Raw genomic sequence first — 16684 nt, forward strand, 5'->3', positions numbered from 1 at the left:
GGACCACCCCATGCCCGAAGAACGCCGTCGCTTCCATCGCATCGGTTTCAATGCCGACACCCAATTGACCCAAGGCGAGCACACCTGGTCGGTTGAGCTGCTGGATCTCTCCCTTAAAGGCCTGCTGGTAAAGCGGCCTGACGACTGGCAGGGCAACCCCGAAGCACCTTTCGATGTGAAGGTAGCGCTGACGGAAGACATGCCGATTTGCATGGACGTTGAGTTGCGTCATGACAACAACGGCCAGTTGGGCTTCCAGTGCACCCAGATCGACCTGGACTCAATCACGCACCTGCGGCGCCTGGTGGAGCTCAATCTGGGCGATGAGGACGCACTGGAGCGCGACTTGAACGCGCTAATCGGCTAAGCCAGGGGCGGCTAACCTTGGCTGGCCAGCCCCGACAGGCTCAAGGGAATGCTGGCAAGCCCCATTGCTCCGGTACGAAGTCCAACAGGCTGCCCAGCCGGCCATCAGCGTGGGTGTACTTTTCAGGGTCCATGGCTGAATCGGGCACGGCCAACGCAAACATCCCGGCGGCCTTGGCCGCAGTTACGCCGAACGGTGAATCTTCGAACACCAGGCAGTCAGCAGGGCTAACCCCAAGCCGGCGTGCGGCAACGAGGAAAATATCAGGCGCCGGTTTGGCTGCGCCCACTTCGGGATCATCAGCGGTGACGATGGTATCGAACAGTGAGAACCACGCCTGGTGCTGCTGGGTTTTCAAGCCAAAGTAGGTACGCGACGAGCTGGTACCCACAGCGATAGGCACACCCTTGGCCTTTAAATGCCGTACTAGGGCTTCTGCACCGACCATGCCCAAGGCCTCAGGGAAGCGTGCAGTCATCAAAGGCGCGCGCTGCTCTAGGAATTCCTCGATGCTGATAGGCAGCTCCAAGGCGTTCACCACGTAGTCGGCCAGGTCATGGGCACCTCGGCCGATGATGTGCTGCTTGTGGCTCCAGTCGAACGTTTTGCCGTATTTCTGGGCGATGGCCTGGGTGACCTCGGTGTAGATACCCTCGGTATCGAGCAACAGGCCGTCCATGTCGAAAATAACGGCCTTGATCTGCCGGGCGGGTGTCGGAACAGTCACCATGGGAAGTCCTGCGCAGGTTAAAACACGGTGATACTGGACCTCACGCCTGGGGTCAAGCGCGGCTTGGCTATTCGAACAGCGCGTCCAAGGCTTGCTCAAGCCGCGTGACGGCCACTACCTCCAAACCGGCCGGTGCTTCCTTGGGCGCATTACCCTTGGGCACGATAGCGCGCTTGAAACCATGCTTGGCTGCTTCCTTGAGCCGCTCCTGCCCACTGGGCACTGGCCTTACCTCGCCGGACAGCCCTACCTCACCAAACACCAGCAGCCCATGAGGCAGCGGACGGTTGCGCAGGCTGGACATCACCGCCGCCATCAAGGCCAGGTCCGAAGCTGTTTCCAGCACTTTTACCCCACCTACCACGTTGAGGAACACATCCTGGTCGTGAGTGGGGATGCCCCCGTGACGATGCAGCACCGCCAACAGCATGGCCAGACGGTTCTGATCCAGGCCCAGGGTGACCCGGCGCGGGTTGGCCAGGTGGCTGTCGTCCACCAGGGCCTGCACTTCCACCAGCATAGGCCGAGTACCTTCCCAGGTAGCCATGACCACGCTGCCGGCGATTTCTTCCTGCGCACGGCTGAGGAAGATCGCTGAAGGGTTCGATACCTCCTTCAGCCCACGGTCGGTCATGCCAAACACGCCCAGCTCGTTGATTGCGCCAAAGCGGTTCTTCACCGCCCTAAGCAGCCTGAGGCGGCCGTCGGATTCGCCTTCGAAATACAGCACCGTATCGACCATATGCTCCAGTACGCGCGGGCCTGCCAGGGCACCTTCCTTGGTCACATGCCCTACCAGGAAAATAGCCGTGCCGCTTTGCTTGGCAAAACGCACCAGCAATGCCGCGCTCTCACGCACCTGGGCCACGCCGCCGGGCGCGGATTGCAGCTGCTCGGTGAAAATGGTCTGGATGGAATCGATCACCATGACCTTGGGCTTTTCATGGCGGGCGGTTGCGATGATGGTTTCGATGGAGGTTTCGGTCATTACTTTGAGTTTGTCTTGCGGCAACCCCAGCCGGCGAGCGCGCATGGCCACCTGTTGCTGGGATTCTTCCCCGGTCACGTACAGCGCCGGCATACGTTCGGCAAGGTTGCACAGGGTTTGCAGCAAAATGGTGGACTTGCCAATGCCGGGGTCGCCGCCAATCAGTACCACCGAGCCATCTACGAGGCCACCGCCCAAAACACGGTCCAATTCAGTGGAGGCCGTTGAAAAGCGCGGGATTTCTTCCACACTCACTTCGGCAAGGGTTTTTACCGAGGCCTGTTCGCCCGTCCAACCAGTACGCCCACCACCGCTGGAGGCCGGGGCAGCCTCGATCATGGTTTCGACCAGCGTGTTCCAGGCACCACATTCGGCGCATTGCCCTGCCCATTTGGGGAAGGTGGCGCCGCACTGGGTGCAGCCGTACATGCGCTTAGCCTTGGCCATGGGCGAACTCCGCTAGAAAAAGACGCCATGATACTCCCTTAGGGAAACGCACCGGTGCCTAGAGGACAAAACTAATCCATGGATCGCCGGTCTGGTTTAACAGTGTGCGAAACGGTAAGACCCGGATTTGATTAGGGTTTATGTAAAAAGCGCTTCGTCATTCTCTCTCTTGGAAAAAAGGATACGTCTATGAGCCTGATCAAAGAATTCAAGGCCTTCGCAGTCAAAGGCAACGTGGTCGACCTTGCCGTGGGCATCATCATCGGCGCGGCATTCGGCAAAATTGTTTCGTCGTTCGTCGGTGATATCATCATGCCGCCCCTCGGCCTGCTGATCGGGGGCATTAACTTCACAGACCTTGCCATCACCTTGCGCCCGGCTGAAGGCACCTCTCCCGCGGTGGTATTGGCGTACGGTAAGTTCATCCAGACCATCGTAGACTTCGTGATCGTCGCGTTCGCGATTTTCATTGGTGTGAAGGCCATCAACCGCCTCAAGCGCGAAGAGGCCAAGGCCCCTACCCTGCCGCCAGCGCCAAACAAGGAAGAGCTATTGCTGGGTGAGATACGGGACATCCTTAAAGCGCAGAACGGCGTGCCTGCACCTACCACCCCAACAGTAACCCCGCCACCTCTACGCTGAGCAAGGCATCAGGCTGGCGTTACCAGTAGGTCTCTACCGCCACTGCACCCGGCCGGCGGCTGAGGCTTAGTTGCATGTCACGGGCTTTAAGCAGCGCGCGGGTGTCCTCAATCATTTGAGGGTTGCCGCAAATCATTACCCGTGACGCTTCAGGCGTTAACGCGGCCCCTGCTGCGCGCTCAAGCTGGCAATTGCCGATCAGGTCGGTAATACGGCCTTGAAGCGCACCCTCCCACGGCTCGCGGCTTACTACGGGCAGGTAGGTAAGCTTGCCAGCGTATTCGGCCAGGTACTCCCGCTGCTCCAGGCCAGCGATCAACTGCTCATAGGCAAGGTCGTGGCCATGGCGGGCACTGTAGACGAGGAAGATCCGCTCGAAACGCTCCCATGCCTCAAACCCTTGCAGGATGGACAGAAACGGAGCCAGGCCGGTACCTGTCGCTAGCAGCCAAAGGTCGCGGCCATCGGCAAAGCGGTCCAGGGTCAGATAACCAAACGCCTGGCGCTCTACCAGCAATTCGTCGCCTACCTGCAACCGCGACAGCTCGCTGGTGAACTCACCGCCCGGCACCACCACGGAAAAGAATTCCAGAAACTCGTCGTAGGGTGACGACACCATGGAATAGGCACGCCACACCAAGGTACCGTCTGCCTTGGCAACCCCCAGGCGAGCAAACTGCCCGGCCACGAAACGAAACCCAGGGTCTCGGGTAGTACGCAGGGTAAACAGGTTAGGGGTCAGCGTCTGCACAGCCAACAGGCGCTGGCGGGTAAACTTCTCGTCGCTCATGAAACCTCCGCATCGTATGGCGCATAGTGTGGCGTAATCCCGCCCCCACAAACACCGGCGCCCTGTGTGGAAAGGCCGTAGAATTCTTCTTTTTTTGCACGCCTGAGCCTCACGATGCCCCGCTTCGATAACGCCTTCGCCCACCTTGACCTGATACGCCAGCCTGAGCAGGCCGATGAGCCGCTGCAAGCCTTCGACGCTGCCGACCATTACTTATTGGAGCATCTGGCTGGTTTAGGCCTGCCGACGAGTGCCCGCGTACTGGTACTCAATGATGCGTTTGGCGCGATAGCTGCCAGCCTGCTGGGTAGCTACCAGGTAACGTCAAGCGGTGATTCGTACCTGGGCGCGCTGGCGCTGAGCAAGAACCTGGCCCGCAATGGGCACGCCTTCGACGCATTGAGGGTAATCCCAGCGAGCGAACCGCTGACAGGGCTGTTCGATCACGTGCTGGTGCGGGTGCCTAAAACCCTGGCATTGCTGGAAGACCAACTCATTCGCCTGCAGCCACACCTGGTTGACGGCGCTCAGGTAGTCGCGGGCGCCATGCTCAAACACCTGCCACGGGCAGCCGGTGATTTGCTGGAGCGGTACATAGGGCCGGTACAGGCCTCACTGGCGGTGAAAAAAGCACGCCTGCTCATTGCAACCTGTCAGCGGCGCGAGGCGCAACGTTCCCCCTACCCTACTCGCTATCACCTCGACACCCCGCCGCTGACGCTGGTCAACCACGCTAACGTGTTCTGTCGCGAAGGCCTGGACATCGGCACCAGGGCATTCCTGCCTCATCTTCCCCGGAACTTGGGTAGCGCCAGGGTTGCAGACCTGGGCTGCGGCAATGGCGTGTTGGCGGTGGTCAGCGCGCTGAACAACCCTGATGCTCATTACACCTTGGTGGACGAATCTTTTATGGCCGTGCAATCGGCCCGAGAAAACTGGGCAGCGGCGCTGGGGGATCGCCCCGTGAACATTCAGGCCACCGACGGCTTGGCCGAGCAGCCTCCCGGGTCGCTGGACGTGGTGCTGTGCAACCCGCCCTTCCACCAGCAGCAGGTAGTGGGGGATTTCCTGGCCTGGCGCATGTTCCAGCAGGCGCGAGACGCACTGGTGCCCGGTGGCTCGCTGTATATCGTAGGCAATCGGCACTTGGGCTATCACAGTAAATTGTCACGGTTGTTCAGGGGGGTTGAACAGGTGGGGGCTAATCCTAAGTTTGTGGTGTTGAGGGCGAGGAGATAATTCACTAGGGCTTTTTCGGTTTATCCAGCATAGCTCTACGTACCTCTTCACAATCCGGGCTTTTTGGCGACGACTTAAAGCCCACATACACCACGTCACCCTTCAAATATATATTGTAAAGCGACCGTGAAGAAACTAACTCAAGCCCATTTAACTTTTCATCAAAAACCTTAAAACTCATATGCGCGAAACCAAGCTTATTAAGCTGCTCCGGCAACACCGCATAGTTATTGTTAAAAATATATTGCATGGCAGGGAATTCTGTTTGCACACAAGCAGGTGAATAATAGGATCTATCTTTCGTCCAGTCAACAATAACCCTTATTGATCCAGGCGCTTTGGTAGTATCAAGACCAAGCACGTCCTGAGCCAAAACCGTGCCTACAAAAATCTCTTTTTCTTTCTTATCGCTCATTACTTGGCCATACGCAAAGGAGAACGAAAGAAAACAAAGAAGGGGAAAAAATATCAAACAATTTAGATTCTCATTTATTTTCACCCAAAACAGATTGGCTAACAAAAAAAGCCCTACCAATAAAGAGGAAACCCCCAATAGCATTCTCGCCTGTATGTGACCTCCTGGATCATTTACGAAAAGGAGCATTCCTCCAACGGACAGAACCATTCCAACCGCACTGAAAATGCATACAGAAGCACCAGTAATTCTCGCTCGGACGCCCCTCTGCTTCGACCATGTTTTTTCAAAGACGAGCAACCACCCTCCCATGGCAGAGATTGCTAATACCAAGAAAATCCCTAGATTAACTGGGCTTAGAAATATTAAAGCCTTGCTACCGATATTGACTGCATTCCCGTACCATTCAGGTGTAAACGGCCATAAAAAGCCCGTCCGCTCCCCACGCGTTAGCAATTGATAGGTTGTTAGAAAATAAATAATCAAACTGCTGGATAGTACAGCCATATGGCGAAAAGCTGTATAAACGACGCGGCGTTCAGCATGGCCATGGGCCTTTTGCAACACATCAACACATGCCAAGCCCAAATATACATTTATTATAGGCTGGTAGGTACTGAGTGAAGCCCATACTAAAAATACGGGAACACCCCAATTTACAACGGTCGATTTACTTGAAAAAGGGATAGCCACAAGCATGAACGCTATGCCTACGCTTACAGTAAAAGAGTCGTACTGATAGCTAAGTAATTGCAGATAGTAAGGGTTGTACCAAAGCGGCAGGAGAATCGCACATTGCATAATTGTGGGCCGCACAAACCAATAGCGCGCCAAATACCAAAGTCCATAAGTCATAACCGCAGCGCCTGCTATAAGCGTCAGAGGAAATACCGATGGTGCGCCAGATGTCATAGTCAAAATTTTTATTAGGACATCTGCTACAACTCGTCCCTCTTCGTACCATCTTGTGGAAGCAGTGACCTTCCTTAAATTATCATCCCAATAAGAATAATTATTAATTATCAAGGGAACAACATAAATAATGAGAGCAAAAAAATAAAACCCAATAGCCTGCCCAGTACTCAGAGTTTTAAAGTTCCAGCCAGTCAATACAGTTTTGATATTCATAAGCGCTCAAGCTTTAACTTTAGAAAGTTTTTGGCGGCATTCAACACTATCTACGATATACCTCGGCCTTGACTTAGCCTCAGCATAAATACGCCCTATATACTCACCTAATACCCCAATACCAATGAGTTGAATCCCACCCAAAAACAGCAGGGCGGCCATCAATGAAGAATACCCTGCCACGGCATTGCCCCAGAACAGCATGGAGGCCACCACCCAAGCGCTGTACAACAGCGCAGCCAGTGCGATGCACACCCCGATATACGTCCATACGCGCAACGGCCAGGTAGAAAACGACGTAATGCCCTCAAGGGCGAAGTTCCACAGTTTCCAGCCATTGAACTTGGTTTTGCCCACCGCCCGTTCAGGCCGGCTGTATTCGATGATCGCTCGGCGCCCACCGACCCATTGCATCAACCCTTTCATGAACAGGTTGCGCTCGGGCATGGTTTTAATCTGCTCTACCGTCTTGCGCGAGAGCAAACGGAAGTCGCCAACGTTCTCCTCAATCTTGTTTGGGCTTAGTGCGTTGTGAACACGGTAGAACCACTGCGCGCTCTTGCGTTTGAGCAGGCTATCGGCGTTGCGGTCTACACGCTTGGCGAGAACGATATCGGCCCCGGCCTGCCAGCGTTCCACCAACTGTGGAATGAGCTCTACAGGGTCTTGCAGGTCGACATCCATGGGAATAATGGCATCCCCATTGGCGTACTCCAGCCCGGCCAGCAAGGCTGGCTCCTTACCAAAGTTGCGGCTGAGGTTAATCAACGTGACCAAAGGTTCGGTAGCGACCAAATGCTCTACCGCCGCCGCAGTGCCATCTGTACTGCCGTCATTGATAAAAACCACTTCGATGTCGTAAGGCCGCCCTGCCGCAATTGCTCTCACCGCATTGAAGAACAGCGGCACAGCCTCTTGTTCGTTGTACACCGGCACTACTAACGAAATCAGCACGGTGCGGCCCCTTTCCTGAACGCAACCCCACGTGCATAGGCATACCCCAGCACGAGGCTCACGGCGGAAAACACGCCAACCGTGAGCAGTGGCGGTGTCGCAAAGCGTTGCCCCACCCAACCCGCAGTCAACGCCAACAGCCCCATGAAGCCTACGTAGCACAGGTAGCGCCCGCGCGATCGTGGGGCCTTGAACGTCCAGCTAGCGTTAATCAGGTAACTGATACTCACGGCCAGCAAAAAGGCCACGAGATTGGAGGTGCCTTGGGAAATACCAGCTTCGTACACCAAGGCAAGAAATACGGCCCAGTGCGCCAAGGTATTGAGCACACCGACAAGCGCGTAGCGGGCGAATGAGGCTAGCGTGGAAGATGACATCAGCAGGCTCCGTCCCAGATTTGGGCCGTGCTGAGTGTAGGAAAAGAGAGAGGCCAACATAACCTAGCAACCTGCTAGGTAAGGCCCGGGCGTTGCACCCGGGCCTACCGATCAATGGCTACGCATACCCGCGGCGGCCATCAGCAGCCTTAGTAGCCCAGCCACCAGGCCCAGGCTTACAACACTGGCCACCCAGATCAGCACCAGCCAGCCCAGCCGTTGCCACAGGGGTTTTTTCACTTCGGTGTTGTCCATGGTCATCACCCTAGTGGTAACCATCTTCTGTGGTCACTTTGCCGCGGAAGACGTAGTAGCTCCAGAACGTATACCCCAGGATCAGCGGCAGGATAAACAGCGTGCCTACGAGCACGAAGCCTTGGCTTTGCGGGGGCGAGGCAGCGGCCCAAATGCTGACTGACGGGGGAATGATGTTAGGCCATAGGCTGATGCCCAACCCGCTGTACCCGAGGAAAATCAACAGCAGGGTCAACAGGAACGGCGTGTAGTTGGCGTTACGGGCCACGGCCTTGAGCAAGCCGATAGTTGCCACTATCACCAATACGGGCACCGGCATGAACCAGAACAGGTTAGGCAGGGTGAACCAGCGGCCGGCAATGGCATCATGAGCCAATGGCGTCCACAGGCTGACGATTACCATGAAAGCAATCATCAGGAACGTCAGCGGCCGCGCCAGGTAATGCATGCGGGCTTGCAACTCGCCTTCGGTTTTCATAATCAGCCAGGTGCAGCCCAATAGCGCGTAGGTTGCGATCAGCCCTACGCCACAGAACAGCGAGAAGGGCGTGAGCCAGTCGAACGGCCCACCGGCATAGGAGCGCCCTACGACCTTGATGCCGTCGATGTATGCGCCCAGCGCCACACCTTGGAAGAAGGTGGCCAACAGCGAGCCCCCAATAAAGGCTTTGTCCCAGATATGACGCTTGTCCGTGCGTGCCTTGAAGCGGAACTCAAATGCAACGCCCCGAAAGATCAGCCCCACCAGCATCAGAATCAATGGCAGGTACAAGGCCGATAGCACCACCGAATACGCTAGCGGAAAGGCTGCAAACAAGCCCGCCCCACCTAGTACCAGCCAGGTTTCGTTACCGTCCCAGACCGGCGCTACGGTGTTCATCATCACGTCACGATCGTGCTCTTGCGGCGTGAACGGAAAGAGGATGCCGATCCCCAGGTCGAAGCCGTCCATGAACACGTACATCATCACGCCGAAGATAATGATCACGGCCCAGATAAGTGATAGATCGATGCCCATGGTCAGGTCCTCTCGCCAGGGGTGGCATGGTGGTCTTCCGGTGTTTCCTGGCTCGCCGCCGACAGTGGCCGTGCAGGCGTACGCTTCTGCCCAGGGCCGCCATGGTTGTGCGGATCGGCGCTGGCAGGGCCGCGACGGACGAGGCGCATCATGTAGCCAAAGCCCACGCCGAACACTGCGAAGTACACCAGCACGAACAGCGCCAGGGTAAAGCTCATTTGCCCTACGTCATGGTTGGAGGAGGCATCGGCCGTACGCATCAGGCCGTACACTACCCACGGTTGACGGCCAATTTCAGTAGTGAACCACCCGGCCAGTATCGCTATAAGCCCCGACGGGCCCATCACCAAGGCGACCCGTTGGAAAAGACGAGTGTCGTACAGTTTGCCGCGCCAGCGCAGCCACAGGCTCCACAGGCCAACGGCGATCATTAGCATGCCCAGCCCTGCCATCACCCGGAACGACCAGAAAATAATCGTCGAGTTAGGGCGATCCTCCGGTGGGAAGCTTTTGAGCGCAGGGATTTGCTTATCCAGGCTGTGGGTCAGGATCAGGCTGCCTAAATACGGAATCTCTACGGCGAAGCGGGTTTTCTCCGCTTTCATATCAGGCAGGCCAAACAGGATCAACGGCGTGGGCCCGTCACCCTCGTTCTCCCAGTGCCCTTCGATGGCCGCAATTTTAGCCGGCTGGTGCTCAAGGGTATTTAACCCGTGCATGTCGCCGATCATCGCCTGAATAGGCGCCACGATCAGCGCCATCCACATGGCCATGGACAGCATCTTGCGCACGGCGGGGGTATTACGGCCGCGCAGCAGGTGCCAGGCCCCGGCCGCGCCGACGAAGAATGCCGTGGCCACGAACGCGGCTGTGGCCATGTGCGCCAAACGGTAGGGGAACGACGGGTTGAACACTACCGCCAGCCAGTCCACTGGGACCACCCGGCCGTCGACGATGTCGTAACCCTGAGGGGTTTGCATCCAGCTGTTGGACGACAAGATCCAGAAGGTGGAGATCAGTGTGCCGATGGCAACCATAACGGTAGCGAAGAAGTGCAGCCCACGACCAACCCTGTTCCAGCCAAATAACATTACGCCCAAGAAGCCTGCTTCCAGGAAGAAAGCGGTGAGTACCTCATAGGTAAGCAAAGGCCCGGTCACGGCACCGGCGAAGTCCGAGAATCGGCTCCAGTTGGTGCCGAACTGATAGGCCATCACCAGCCCGGAGACCACGCCCATGCCGAAGTTGACCGCGAAGATCTTCGACCAGTAATGGTACAGCTCGCGGTACACCGTGTTATGGGTCTTCAGCCACAAGCCTTCCAGCACGGCCAGGTAACTGGCCAAGCCGATGGTGATGGCCGGGAACAGGATATGAAAAGACACGGTAAACGCGAACTGGATACGGGCGAGGTCCAATGCCTCTATACCGAACATAGGGTTTCCTCAGGCAGGCGGAACGGGCAAACGTATTGATCTACGTCAATGACTCTCCATAGAGTAGCCCTGTTCCTTTCAATGTAGCCTGTGGTGCAGTGCCGCGTGACCGATTGTCCCACCGATCAAAACCGGCAGGTTTAATGCAGGTAAATGCAACTTTTTGTTACAGAGTGATGGTAGTCTTCTGGCCCCTATTCCCTTAGGCCCCTACCTTTATGGCTACCGAAGCGCCGCGGCTCCTCCGGCATCACCGCCCCTTCCTTGCGTTCTGGCTGGCCCGTGTCTGTACTGCCAGCGGCTTTCAAATGCTGACTGTTGCCATTGGCTGGCACCTCTACCAACTGACTGGTAGCGTGCTGGACCTAGGGTTGGTAGGCCTGGTGGAGTTCACGCCACGCGTGCTGTTCATGCTACACACCGGGCATGTGGCGGACCGCTATGACCGGCGCAAGGTGGCAGCGCTGTGCCAAGCCCTCCAAGCCCTGGTTGCCTTGGCACTCGTCATAGGCAGCAGTACCGGCAATGTAAGCCGCGAGATGATCTTTATCCTAGCGTTTTGCCTGGGTGGCGCACGGGCCTTCGAAATGCCCACGACTCAAGCGCTGTTGCCTAACATCGTGCCGCCAGGTTTGTTTCCACGAGCAGTCGCTGCCTCGGCGTCGGCCATGCAAACCGCAACCATCGTGGCCCCGGCCCTGGGTGGCTTTCTGTATGCGTTCGGCAGCCTGTGGGTATACGGCCCTACCGTGGTGCTGTACCTGTTGGCCGTGAGCCTGATGCTTAGCCTGCCCAAACGCGAGACGCCCCTGCCTACCGGCCGGGCAACCCTGCATTCGCTATTGGCGGGAATTCGGTTTATCCGGAGCCGACAGGACATCCTCGGCGCCATTTCGCTGGACCTGTTTGCAGTGCTGCTTGGGGGCGCAACGGCGCTGTTGCCGGTATTCGCCCAGGACATCCTGCTCACCGGCCCGTGGGGGCTGGGCCTGCTGCGCTCAGCGCCCGCCGTGGGTGCATTGCTGATGTCGTTCTGGTTGTCGCGGTTCGCTATCGAGCGCAACGTGGGCCGCACCATGTTCGCAGGCGTTGGCGTGTTCGGCGTTGCGACCATTGCTTTCGGCCTGTCTACCTCTTTCTGGTTTTCGTTGGCAACCTTGGCGGTGTTGGGCGCGGCAGACATGATCAGCATGGTCATCCGTGGCGCCTTTGTGCAGCTGGAGACACCCGACGAGATGCGCGGGCGCGTAAGCGCAGTCAATGGCCTGTTTATCGGCGCCTCGAATCAGCTAGGGGAGTTTGAATCGGGCCTGACCGCCCACTGGTTTGGCACCGTGCCAGCCGTGGTGATCGGAGGGGTAGGTACGCTACTGGTCACCGGTACCTGGATGAAGCTGTTCCCCAGCCTTGCCAACCGGGACCACATGCAAACGCCCGTAACGCCCGATACGGCGGCGCCAGGGGAAACCACTCCAGCCGCCTAACCGGTAAGGGTGTCAGGCAGCGGCGCGTTGTGATGGGCGTCGCTGCCTGACCCTAGGCGCGGGTTACGCCTGGTCCAGCAACTTGTCCAGGGTAATCGGGAACTCGCGCACTCGCTTACCCGTGGCGTTGTAGATGGCATTAGCGATTGCCGCCGCCACGCCTACCAGGCCGATCTCACCCACGCCTTTGGAACCCAACGCGTTTACAATCGTGTCATGCTCCTCGACGAAGACAACCTCCACATCGCCTACATCCGCCTGCACAGGAATGTGGTACTCGGCCAGGTTATGGTTCATGTGCCGGCCAAAGGCGTGGTCGGTGAGGGTTTCCTCATGCAAGGCCATGCCAATGCCCCACACCACGCCGCCCAGGATCTGGCTGCGCGCTGTCTTGGGGTTGACCACGCGCCCTGCAGCGACAGCGCTTACTACACGCGTCACGTGCACGGTGCCCAGGTCTTCGTCTACCTCTACCTCCGCGAAGACTGCTGAGTGCGTCGCGGTGCTGAACCCTTCGCGCTTCTCATCGGGCTCGGCGTCCACATGCGCCTCAAGGGTATCCACGCCGCTGGCATGCACCAAGTCGTCGAAGGCGAGCGTGCGCTCGCCCCACACCAACGCGCCATCGGTGAAGCGCACGCGGTCCATGGTCAAGGTCGCGAACTCAGGGTCGATGCTGGCTGCAACGGTGAGCATCCGCTTGTGCAACGCTTCACACGCCTGCTGCACGGCAGTACCCACCGACGAAATGGTGAACGACCCACCTTGCAGCGGTGCTGTGGGCAAGGAAGAGTCACCGAGCTTGACCACCACGCGCTCCGGCGACAGGCCAGCGGCTTCGGCGGCGATCTGGGTCAGCGCGGTATAGGTGCCTGTGCCGATGTCTGTGGTGGCGGTGCTGATGGTCAGGGTGCCGTCTTTGCCCAGGCTGGCGCGGGCACTCGCGGGCATTTGCATGGCTTCCCATACCCCGCCCGCCATACCCAGGCCGACCAACTTATGGCCGTTACGCAGGCTGCGTGGCGTGGCGTTGCGCCTGGCCCAGTCAAACCGCGCCTTGCCCTCGTTGTAGCAGGCAATCAGCGCCTTGCTTGAGTACGGCTTGCCTTCGTTCTGGTTGGTGTCCGCGAAATTCAGCTCACGGAAGGTCACAGGGTCCATGCCCATCTGCTGTGCCAGTTCATCCATGGCGCATTCGAGCCCGATCAACCCCAAGGCTGCACCGGGGGCGCGCATGTCCAATGGGGTGTAGAGGTCGACTGGTACCAAGTCATAACCGAGTTTGACGTTGTCGCAGTGGTACAACATGCCGCTCCATTCCACCACGTGCTCGGTGAATTTTTCGAAGCGCGAGGTTTGGCCCGTGGCATGGTGTGAAACCGCTACCAGCTTGCCGCCTTCATCACTGGCCAGGCGTAACTGCTGCAGGGTGCGTGGGCGGTAACCGAAGGTGAACATCTGCTGCCGGGTCAAGGTCACGCGTACCGAGCGGCGCAACTTGAGTGCAGCCATGGCCGCCAGCGGCAGTTGATACTGCGGGCGCAGGCCGGAGCCGAAGGCTCCACCTACAAAGGCCGCCAGTACCCTCACGCGGTCTTTTTCAAGGTTCAGCGCCTGACAGAGGTAAGCCTGGCAGTTCTGAGTACCCTGGGTTTTATCGTGGACCTCAAGCGTGCCGTCGGCGTTGTAAATCACCGTACTGGCATGGGGCTCCATAGGGTTGTGGTGTTCGATCGGGGTTTCATAGGTGGCATCGACGCTGTAGGCCGCCCTGGCATAGGCTGCATCGAAGTCGCCTCGTGGGTCTGGCAGCTCGGCCGGCGCGGGTTCAGCGTTCGCTAATTCGGCACGCAGATCTGAGCACCAGTCATGCTCAACGTATTCGATGTGTACCAAGGAGGCAGCATGCCGGGCCAGTTCCAGGTTCTCGGCAATCACCAGCGCCAACGGCTGGCCGTTGTAGAGCACGCGGTCGTTGTACAACGGGCGGAAGGGCTTTCCATCGGCGGCATCGGCATCGCTGTAGTCGTCGTCATCGCCAGCCATGGGCGGGCGGTTGCCGTGGTCCATCACCTCGATCACACCAGGCAAGGCCAGGGCCTGGCTGGCGTCGATGCGTAGCACGCGGCCTGAAGCGATAGTGCTGGAGACCACGCTGCCGTAAAGCAGCCTCTCTTCTGGGTATTCGCCGGCATAACGCGCCTGGCCGGTGACTTTGAGCACGCCGTCGACGCGGTCCATGGGTTTACCAATCGCATTCGCCGTCATGCCTGTGCCCCTCCCAGTGCCGCTTCATCCAATGCGCGAACGATCGCTCTGCGCGCTAACGTCACCTTGAAGGCATTTCCAGCAAGCGGTTGGGCCCCGTTGACCATGGCCTGGGCCGCAGCGGCAAAGGCCTCATGTGTCGCCGGCTGGCCGACCAGAGAGGCCTCGACGTCCAGGTTGCGCCATGGCTTGTGGGCAACACCGCCCAGCGCAATGCGCGCTTGACGGATCACGTTGCCTTCCAGTTGTAGGGCTACCGCTACCGACACCAAGGCAAAGGCGTAGGACGCACGATCACGTACCTTGAGGTAATGGCTATGGGTTGAGAAGCCTTCGGCGGGCAGTTCGACCACAATAATCAGTTCATCCTCGGCCAGCGTGTTGTCACGCTCAGGCTGATCGCCAGGCAAGCGGTGGAAATCAGCGAAGTCGATTTCCCGCACGCCGACCTTGCCTTGCACCTGCACACGTGCTTCAAGGGCGGCCAGCGCCACGCACATGTCGGACGGGTGAGTGGCTACGCAGTGTTCGCTGGCACCGAAGATGGCGTGCAAACGGTTCAACCCTGTGCGCGCCGGGCAACCGGTGCCGGGCTCACGCTTGTTGCAAGGCATGTCTGCGTCGTAAAAGTAGTAGCACCGCGTACGCTGCAGTAGGTTGCCACCGGTGGTGGCCATGTTGCGTAGCTGCGGCGAAGCACCTGCCAATATTGCCTGGCTCAACAAAGGGTAGCGGGCCTGGATGATTGGGTCATAGGCCACATCGGCGTTGCTTACCAAGGCACCAATACGAACGCGGTCGTCGTCCAGCACAGTGACTTCGCGCAGCGGCAAGTGGGTGATGTCGATCAGTTGCTCCGGCCGAACGACATTCTCTTTCATCAAGTCCAGCAGGTTGGTGCCGCCTGCGATGAAACGGCTACCTGGGCGGTGTAACGCCAGTGCCTCATTGACGTCGCTGGCGCGTGCGTAGTTAAAAGGGTTCACAGGGCGCCCTCCCCTGGCAGTTGAATCACCTCTTCAATCGCCGCCAGGATATTCCCGTAAGCGCCACAGCGGCACAGGTTGCCGCTCATTTGCTCGCGAATATCATCGGCCGAATGAGCGTGCCCTTCTTTGAGCAAGGCGGCTGCCGAGCAGAGCTGCCCTGGGGTGCAGTAACCACACTGGAACGCGTCATGTTTGATGAACGCGGTTTGCAGCGGGTGCAAGCCCTCTTCGGTGGCCAAGCCTTCGACGGTGGTCAGGGTGGCGCCATCGCACATGACGGCCAATGTCAGGCAGGCATTCACGCGTTTGCCATCTACCAACACCGTACAGGCGCCGCATTGGCCGTGATCGCAGCCTTTTTTGCTGCCCACCAGGTCAAGGCGTTCACGCAGCAAATCGAGCAGGGTGGTCCATGGCAGCACGTCCAGCGTGCGAGGTTGGCCATTAAGGGTGAACTGTATGGCGTGGCTGGCGTAGGAATCCACGCCAGCGCGGTCTGAAGGGGCACTCATCGGGGGAAGCCTCACGGTCTGTTGCGCAAGTCTGTTTGCCTGCGTCTCTACCCTGTACGACTTTCTACGGCATTGGTTCGTTCAGCGTGCCCGGCGGGGCCGTTAATAGACGGGAGCTAGATGACTTCGACAGGGCCGGCCGGAATCATGGACCGAATGCGAAAACCCTGAGGCTCATCCGGGCGTTGCTCCAGCGCCCAGCTTCGTGCCGGAACGCTACGGCCCAGCGCCGTGGTGTAGGCCAACACCAGCAGCAGCCAGCCGTTTTCTTCGACGGCCAGCAGCGAGCCCTCCGCCTGCGCACCATCACTGAAATACAGCTGGCACTGAACAACCCCGGCAGTCGGGCCGGGCAGATGCTCGCTGAGGATGCGACCTTCCGCGCCGGGGTACAGCACCGTGGCGGATGCCTGAAGGATGAGTGCCAAGGGTGACGCAGCTGTCATCAAACGACCTTATGAATCTATATGGGCTAACGCACACAGGCGCGGACCTTAAAGCACTACGGGCTGGCACAGGGCCCATTTCCTGCGTGCTTGGAAAAATATTTACGTTCGAGCAGCGTTGATTAAGCGATACGCCGTGTTGCCGACAAACGGCCAGCTTTTATTTCGCTTCTATGCCATCAGGCGAAGCGTTGCGTTC

General features: G+C 58.3%; 17 protein-coding genes. 4 read left to right on the forward strand and 13 right to left on the reverse strand.

Features of this window, described 5'->3' with window-relative positions:
* The first annotated feature begins 10 nt into the window (after positions 1-10).
* Positions 11-367 carry a PilZ domain-containing protein gene (locus tag AC4LE2_RS17460; protein WP_491826951.1) on the forward strand — a complete coding sequence of 119 codons (357 nt, stop codon included), beginning with the start codon at positions 11-13 and terminating at the stop codon, positions 365-367.
* 40 nt (positions 368-407) lie between these two features.
* On the opposite strand, the gene AC4LE2_RS17465 is transcribed toward AC4LE2_RS17460, so the two are convergent.
* Complete coding sequence (locus AC4LE2_RS17465; RefSeq protein WP_491826952.1) at positions 408-1097, reverse strand: HAD-IA family hydrolase; 690 nt, start codon at positions 1095-1097, stop codon at positions 408-410.
* A gap of 67 nt (positions 1098-1164) precedes the next feature.
* The gene (gene radA / locus AC4LE2_RS17470) at positions 1165-2532 is read right to left on the reverse strand and encodes a DNA repair protein RadA (RefSeq protein ID WP_491826953.1); all 1368 of its coding nucleotides are present in this window, start codon (positions 2530-2532) and stop codon (positions 1165-1167) included.
* A 189-nt stretch (positions 2533-2721) separates the two neighbouring features.
* Between radA and mscL the strand changes: the two genes are divergently transcribed.
* On the forward strand, positions 2722-3174 hold the full coding sequence (gene mscL, locus AC4LE2_RS17475; protein WP_491826954.1) for a large-conductance mechanosensitive channel protein MscL: 453 nt from the start codon (positions 2722-2724) through the stop codon (positions 3172-3174).
* Positions 3175-3193: 19 nt separating this feature from the next.
* On the opposite strand, the gene AC4LE2_RS17480 is transcribed toward mscL, so the two are convergent.
* Positions 3194-3964 (reverse strand): ferredoxin--NADP reductase, encoded by a 771-nt coding sequence (locus tag AC4LE2_RS17480; protein WP_491826955.1) that lies wholly within the window; start codon positions 3962-3964, stop codon positions 3194-3196.
* A gap of 114 nt (positions 3965-4078) precedes the next feature.
* Here AC4LE2_RS17480 and AC4LE2_RS17485 point away from each other — a divergent pair, with 114 nt between their 5' ends.
* Positions 4079-5203: a methyltransferase gene (locus AC4LE2_RS17485; protein ID WP_491826956.1), complete on the forward strand. Its 1125-nt coding sequence runs from the start codon at positions 4079-4081 to the stop codon at positions 5201-5203.
* A 4-nt stretch (positions 5204-5207) separates the two neighbouring features.
* Here the strand turns inward: AC4LE2_RS17485 and AC4LE2_RS17490 are convergent, their stop codons facing one another.
* The 6 genes from AC4LE2_RS17490 to AC4LE2_RS17515 form a co-directional block, all read right to left on the reverse strand.
* Positions 5208-6746 (reverse strand): glucosyltransferase domain-containing protein, encoded by a 1539-nt coding sequence (locus AC4LE2_RS17490; RefSeq protein ID WP_491826957.1) that lies wholly within the window; start codon positions 6744-6746, stop codon positions 5208-5210.
* A gap of 6 nt (positions 6747-6752) precedes the next feature.
* Positions 6753-7700 (reverse strand): glycosyltransferase family 2 protein, encoded by a 948-nt coding sequence (locus AC4LE2_RS17495; RefSeq protein WP_491826958.1) that lies wholly within the window; start codon positions 7698-7700, stop codon positions 6753-6755.
* Positions 7694-8077, reverse strand: coding sequence for a GtrA family protein (locus AC4LE2_RS17500; RefSeq protein ID WP_491826959.1), 384 nt, complete (start codon positions 8075-8077; stop codon positions 7694-7696). The genes AC4LE2_RS17495 and AC4LE2_RS17500 overlap by 7 nt, the downstream gene beginning before the upstream one ends.
* 111 nt (positions 8078-8188) lie before the next feature.
* The gene (locus AC4LE2_RS17505; protein WP_491826960.1) at positions 8189-8332 is read right to left on the reverse strand and encodes a DUF2474 domain-containing protein; all 144 of its coding nucleotides are present in this window, start codon (positions 8330-8332) and stop codon (positions 8189-8191) included.
* 10 nt (positions 8333-8342) lie between these two features.
* Positions 8343-9350, reverse strand: a complete 1008-nt coding sequence (gene cydB / locus AC4LE2_RS17510; protein ID WP_491826961.1) for a cytochrome d ubiquinol oxidase subunit II — start codon at positions 9348-9350, stop codon at positions 8343-8345.
* Positions 9351-9352: 2 nt separating this feature from the next.
* Positions 9353-10786, reverse strand: a complete 1434-nt coding sequence (locus AC4LE2_RS17515; RefSeq protein ID WP_491826963.1) for a cytochrome ubiquinol oxidase subunit I — start codon at positions 10784-10786, stop codon at positions 9353-9355.
* Positions 10787-11004: 218 nt separating this feature from the next.
* Here AC4LE2_RS17515 and AC4LE2_RS17520 point away from each other — a divergent pair, with 218 nt between their 5' ends.
* Positions 11005-12270 (forward strand): MFS transporter, encoded by a 1266-nt coding sequence (locus AC4LE2_RS17520; protein WP_491826965.1) that lies wholly within the window; start codon positions 11005-11007, stop codon positions 12268-12270.
* Between the two features lie 63 nt (positions 12271-12333).
* Here the strand turns inward: AC4LE2_RS17520 and AC4LE2_RS17525 are convergent, their stop codons facing one another.
* The 4 genes from AC4LE2_RS17525 to AC4LE2_RS17540 all read right to left on the reverse strand — a co-directional run bounded on the left by AC4LE2_RS17525 (position 12334) and on the right by AC4LE2_RS17540 (position 16485).
* Positions 12334-14538, reverse strand: coding sequence for a xanthine dehydrogenase family protein molybdopterin-binding subunit (locus AC4LE2_RS17525; protein WP_491826967.1), 2205 nt, complete (start codon positions 14536-14538; stop codon positions 12334-12336).
* Entirely contained in the window at positions 14535-15524 is a 990-nt protein-coding gene (locus tag AC4LE2_RS17530) for an FAD binding domain-containing protein (protein ID WP_491826969.1), read from the reverse strand. The genes AC4LE2_RS17525 and AC4LE2_RS17530 overlap by 4 nt, the downstream gene beginning before the upstream one ends.
* Positions 15521-16039, reverse strand: coding sequence for a (2Fe-2S)-binding protein (locus AC4LE2_RS17535; RefSeq protein WP_491826970.1), 519 nt, complete (start codon positions 16037-16039; stop codon positions 15521-15523). Before AC4LE2_RS17535 ends, AC4LE2_RS17530 begins: the two co-directional genes overlap by 4 nt.
* 116 nt (positions 16040-16155) lie before the next feature.
* On the reverse strand, positions 16156-16485 hold the full coding sequence (locus AC4LE2_RS17540; RefSeq protein WP_491826972.1) for a hypothetical protein: 330 nt from the start codon (positions 16483-16485) through the stop codon (positions 16156-16158).
* Between the last annotated feature and the right edge of the window lie 199 nt (positions 16486-16684).

The sequence above is a fragment of the Pseudomonas sp. 9.3L genome (assembly GCF_058536285.1).

What these genes read in the sequence shown, in the direction of transcription:
- AC4LE2_RS17460 (WP_491826951.1), top strand. Translation starts at nt 11, where the DNA reads ATGCCCGAAGAACGCCGTCGCTTCCATCGCATCGGTTTCAATGCCGAC.
- AC4LE2_RS17465 (WP_491826952.1), bottom strand. Translation starts at nt 1,097, where the DNA reads ATGGTGACTGTTCCGACACCCGCCCGGCAGATCAAGGCCGTTATTTTC.
- radA (WP_491826953.1), bottom strand. Translation starts at nt 2,532, where the DNA reads ATGGCCAAGGCTAAGCGCATGTACGGCTGCACCCAGTGCGGCGCCACC.
- mscL (WP_491826954.1), top strand. Translation starts at nt 2,722, where the DNA reads ATGAGCCTGATCAAAGAATTCAAGGCCTTCGCAGTCAAAGGCAACGTG.
- AC4LE2_RS17480 (WP_491826955.1), bottom strand. Translation starts at nt 3,964, where the DNA reads ATGAGCGACGAGAAGTTTACCCGCCAGCGCCTGTTGGCTGTGCAGACG.
- AC4LE2_RS17485 (WP_491826956.1), top strand. Translation starts at nt 4,079, where the DNA reads ATGCCCCGCTTCGATAACGCCTTCGCCCACCTTGACCTGATACGCCAG.
- AC4LE2_RS17490 (WP_491826957.1), bottom strand. Translation starts at nt 6,746, where the DNA reads ATGAATATCAAAACTGTATTGACTGGCTGGAACTTTAAAACTCTGAGT.
- AC4LE2_RS17500 (WP_491826959.1), bottom strand. Translation starts at nt 8,077, where the DNA reads ATGTCATCTTCCACGCTAGCCTCATTCGCCCGCTACGCGCTTGTCGGT.
- AC4LE2_RS17505 (WP_491826960.1), bottom strand. Translation starts at nt 8,332, where the DNA reads ATGGACAACACCGAAGTGAAAAAACCCCTGTGGCAACGGCTGGGCTGG.
- cydB (WP_491826961.1), bottom strand. Translation starts at nt 9,350, where the DNA reads ATGGGCATCGATCTATCACTTATCTGGGCCGTGATCATTATCTTCGGC.
- AC4LE2_RS17515 (WP_491826963.1), bottom strand. Translation starts at nt 10,786, where the DNA reads ATGTTCGGTATAGAGGCATTGGACCTCGCCCGTATCCAGTTCGCGTTT.
- AC4LE2_RS17520 (WP_491826965.1), top strand. Translation starts at nt 11,005, where the DNA reads ATGGCTACCGAAGCGCCGCGGCTCCTCCGGCATCACCGCCCCTTCCTT.
- AC4LE2_RS17525 (WP_491826967.1), bottom strand. Translation starts at nt 14,538, where the DNA reads ATGACGGCGAATGCGATTGGTAAACCCATGGACCGCGTCGACGGCGTG.
- AC4LE2_RS17535 (WP_491826970.1), bottom strand. Translation starts at nt 16,039, where the DNA reads ATGAGTGCCCCTTCAGACCGCGCTGGCGTGGATTCCTACGCCAGCCAC.
- AC4LE2_RS17540 (WP_491826972.1), bottom strand. Translation starts at nt 16,485, where the DNA reads ATGACAGCTGCGTCACCCTTGGCACTCATCCTTCAGGCATCCGCCACG.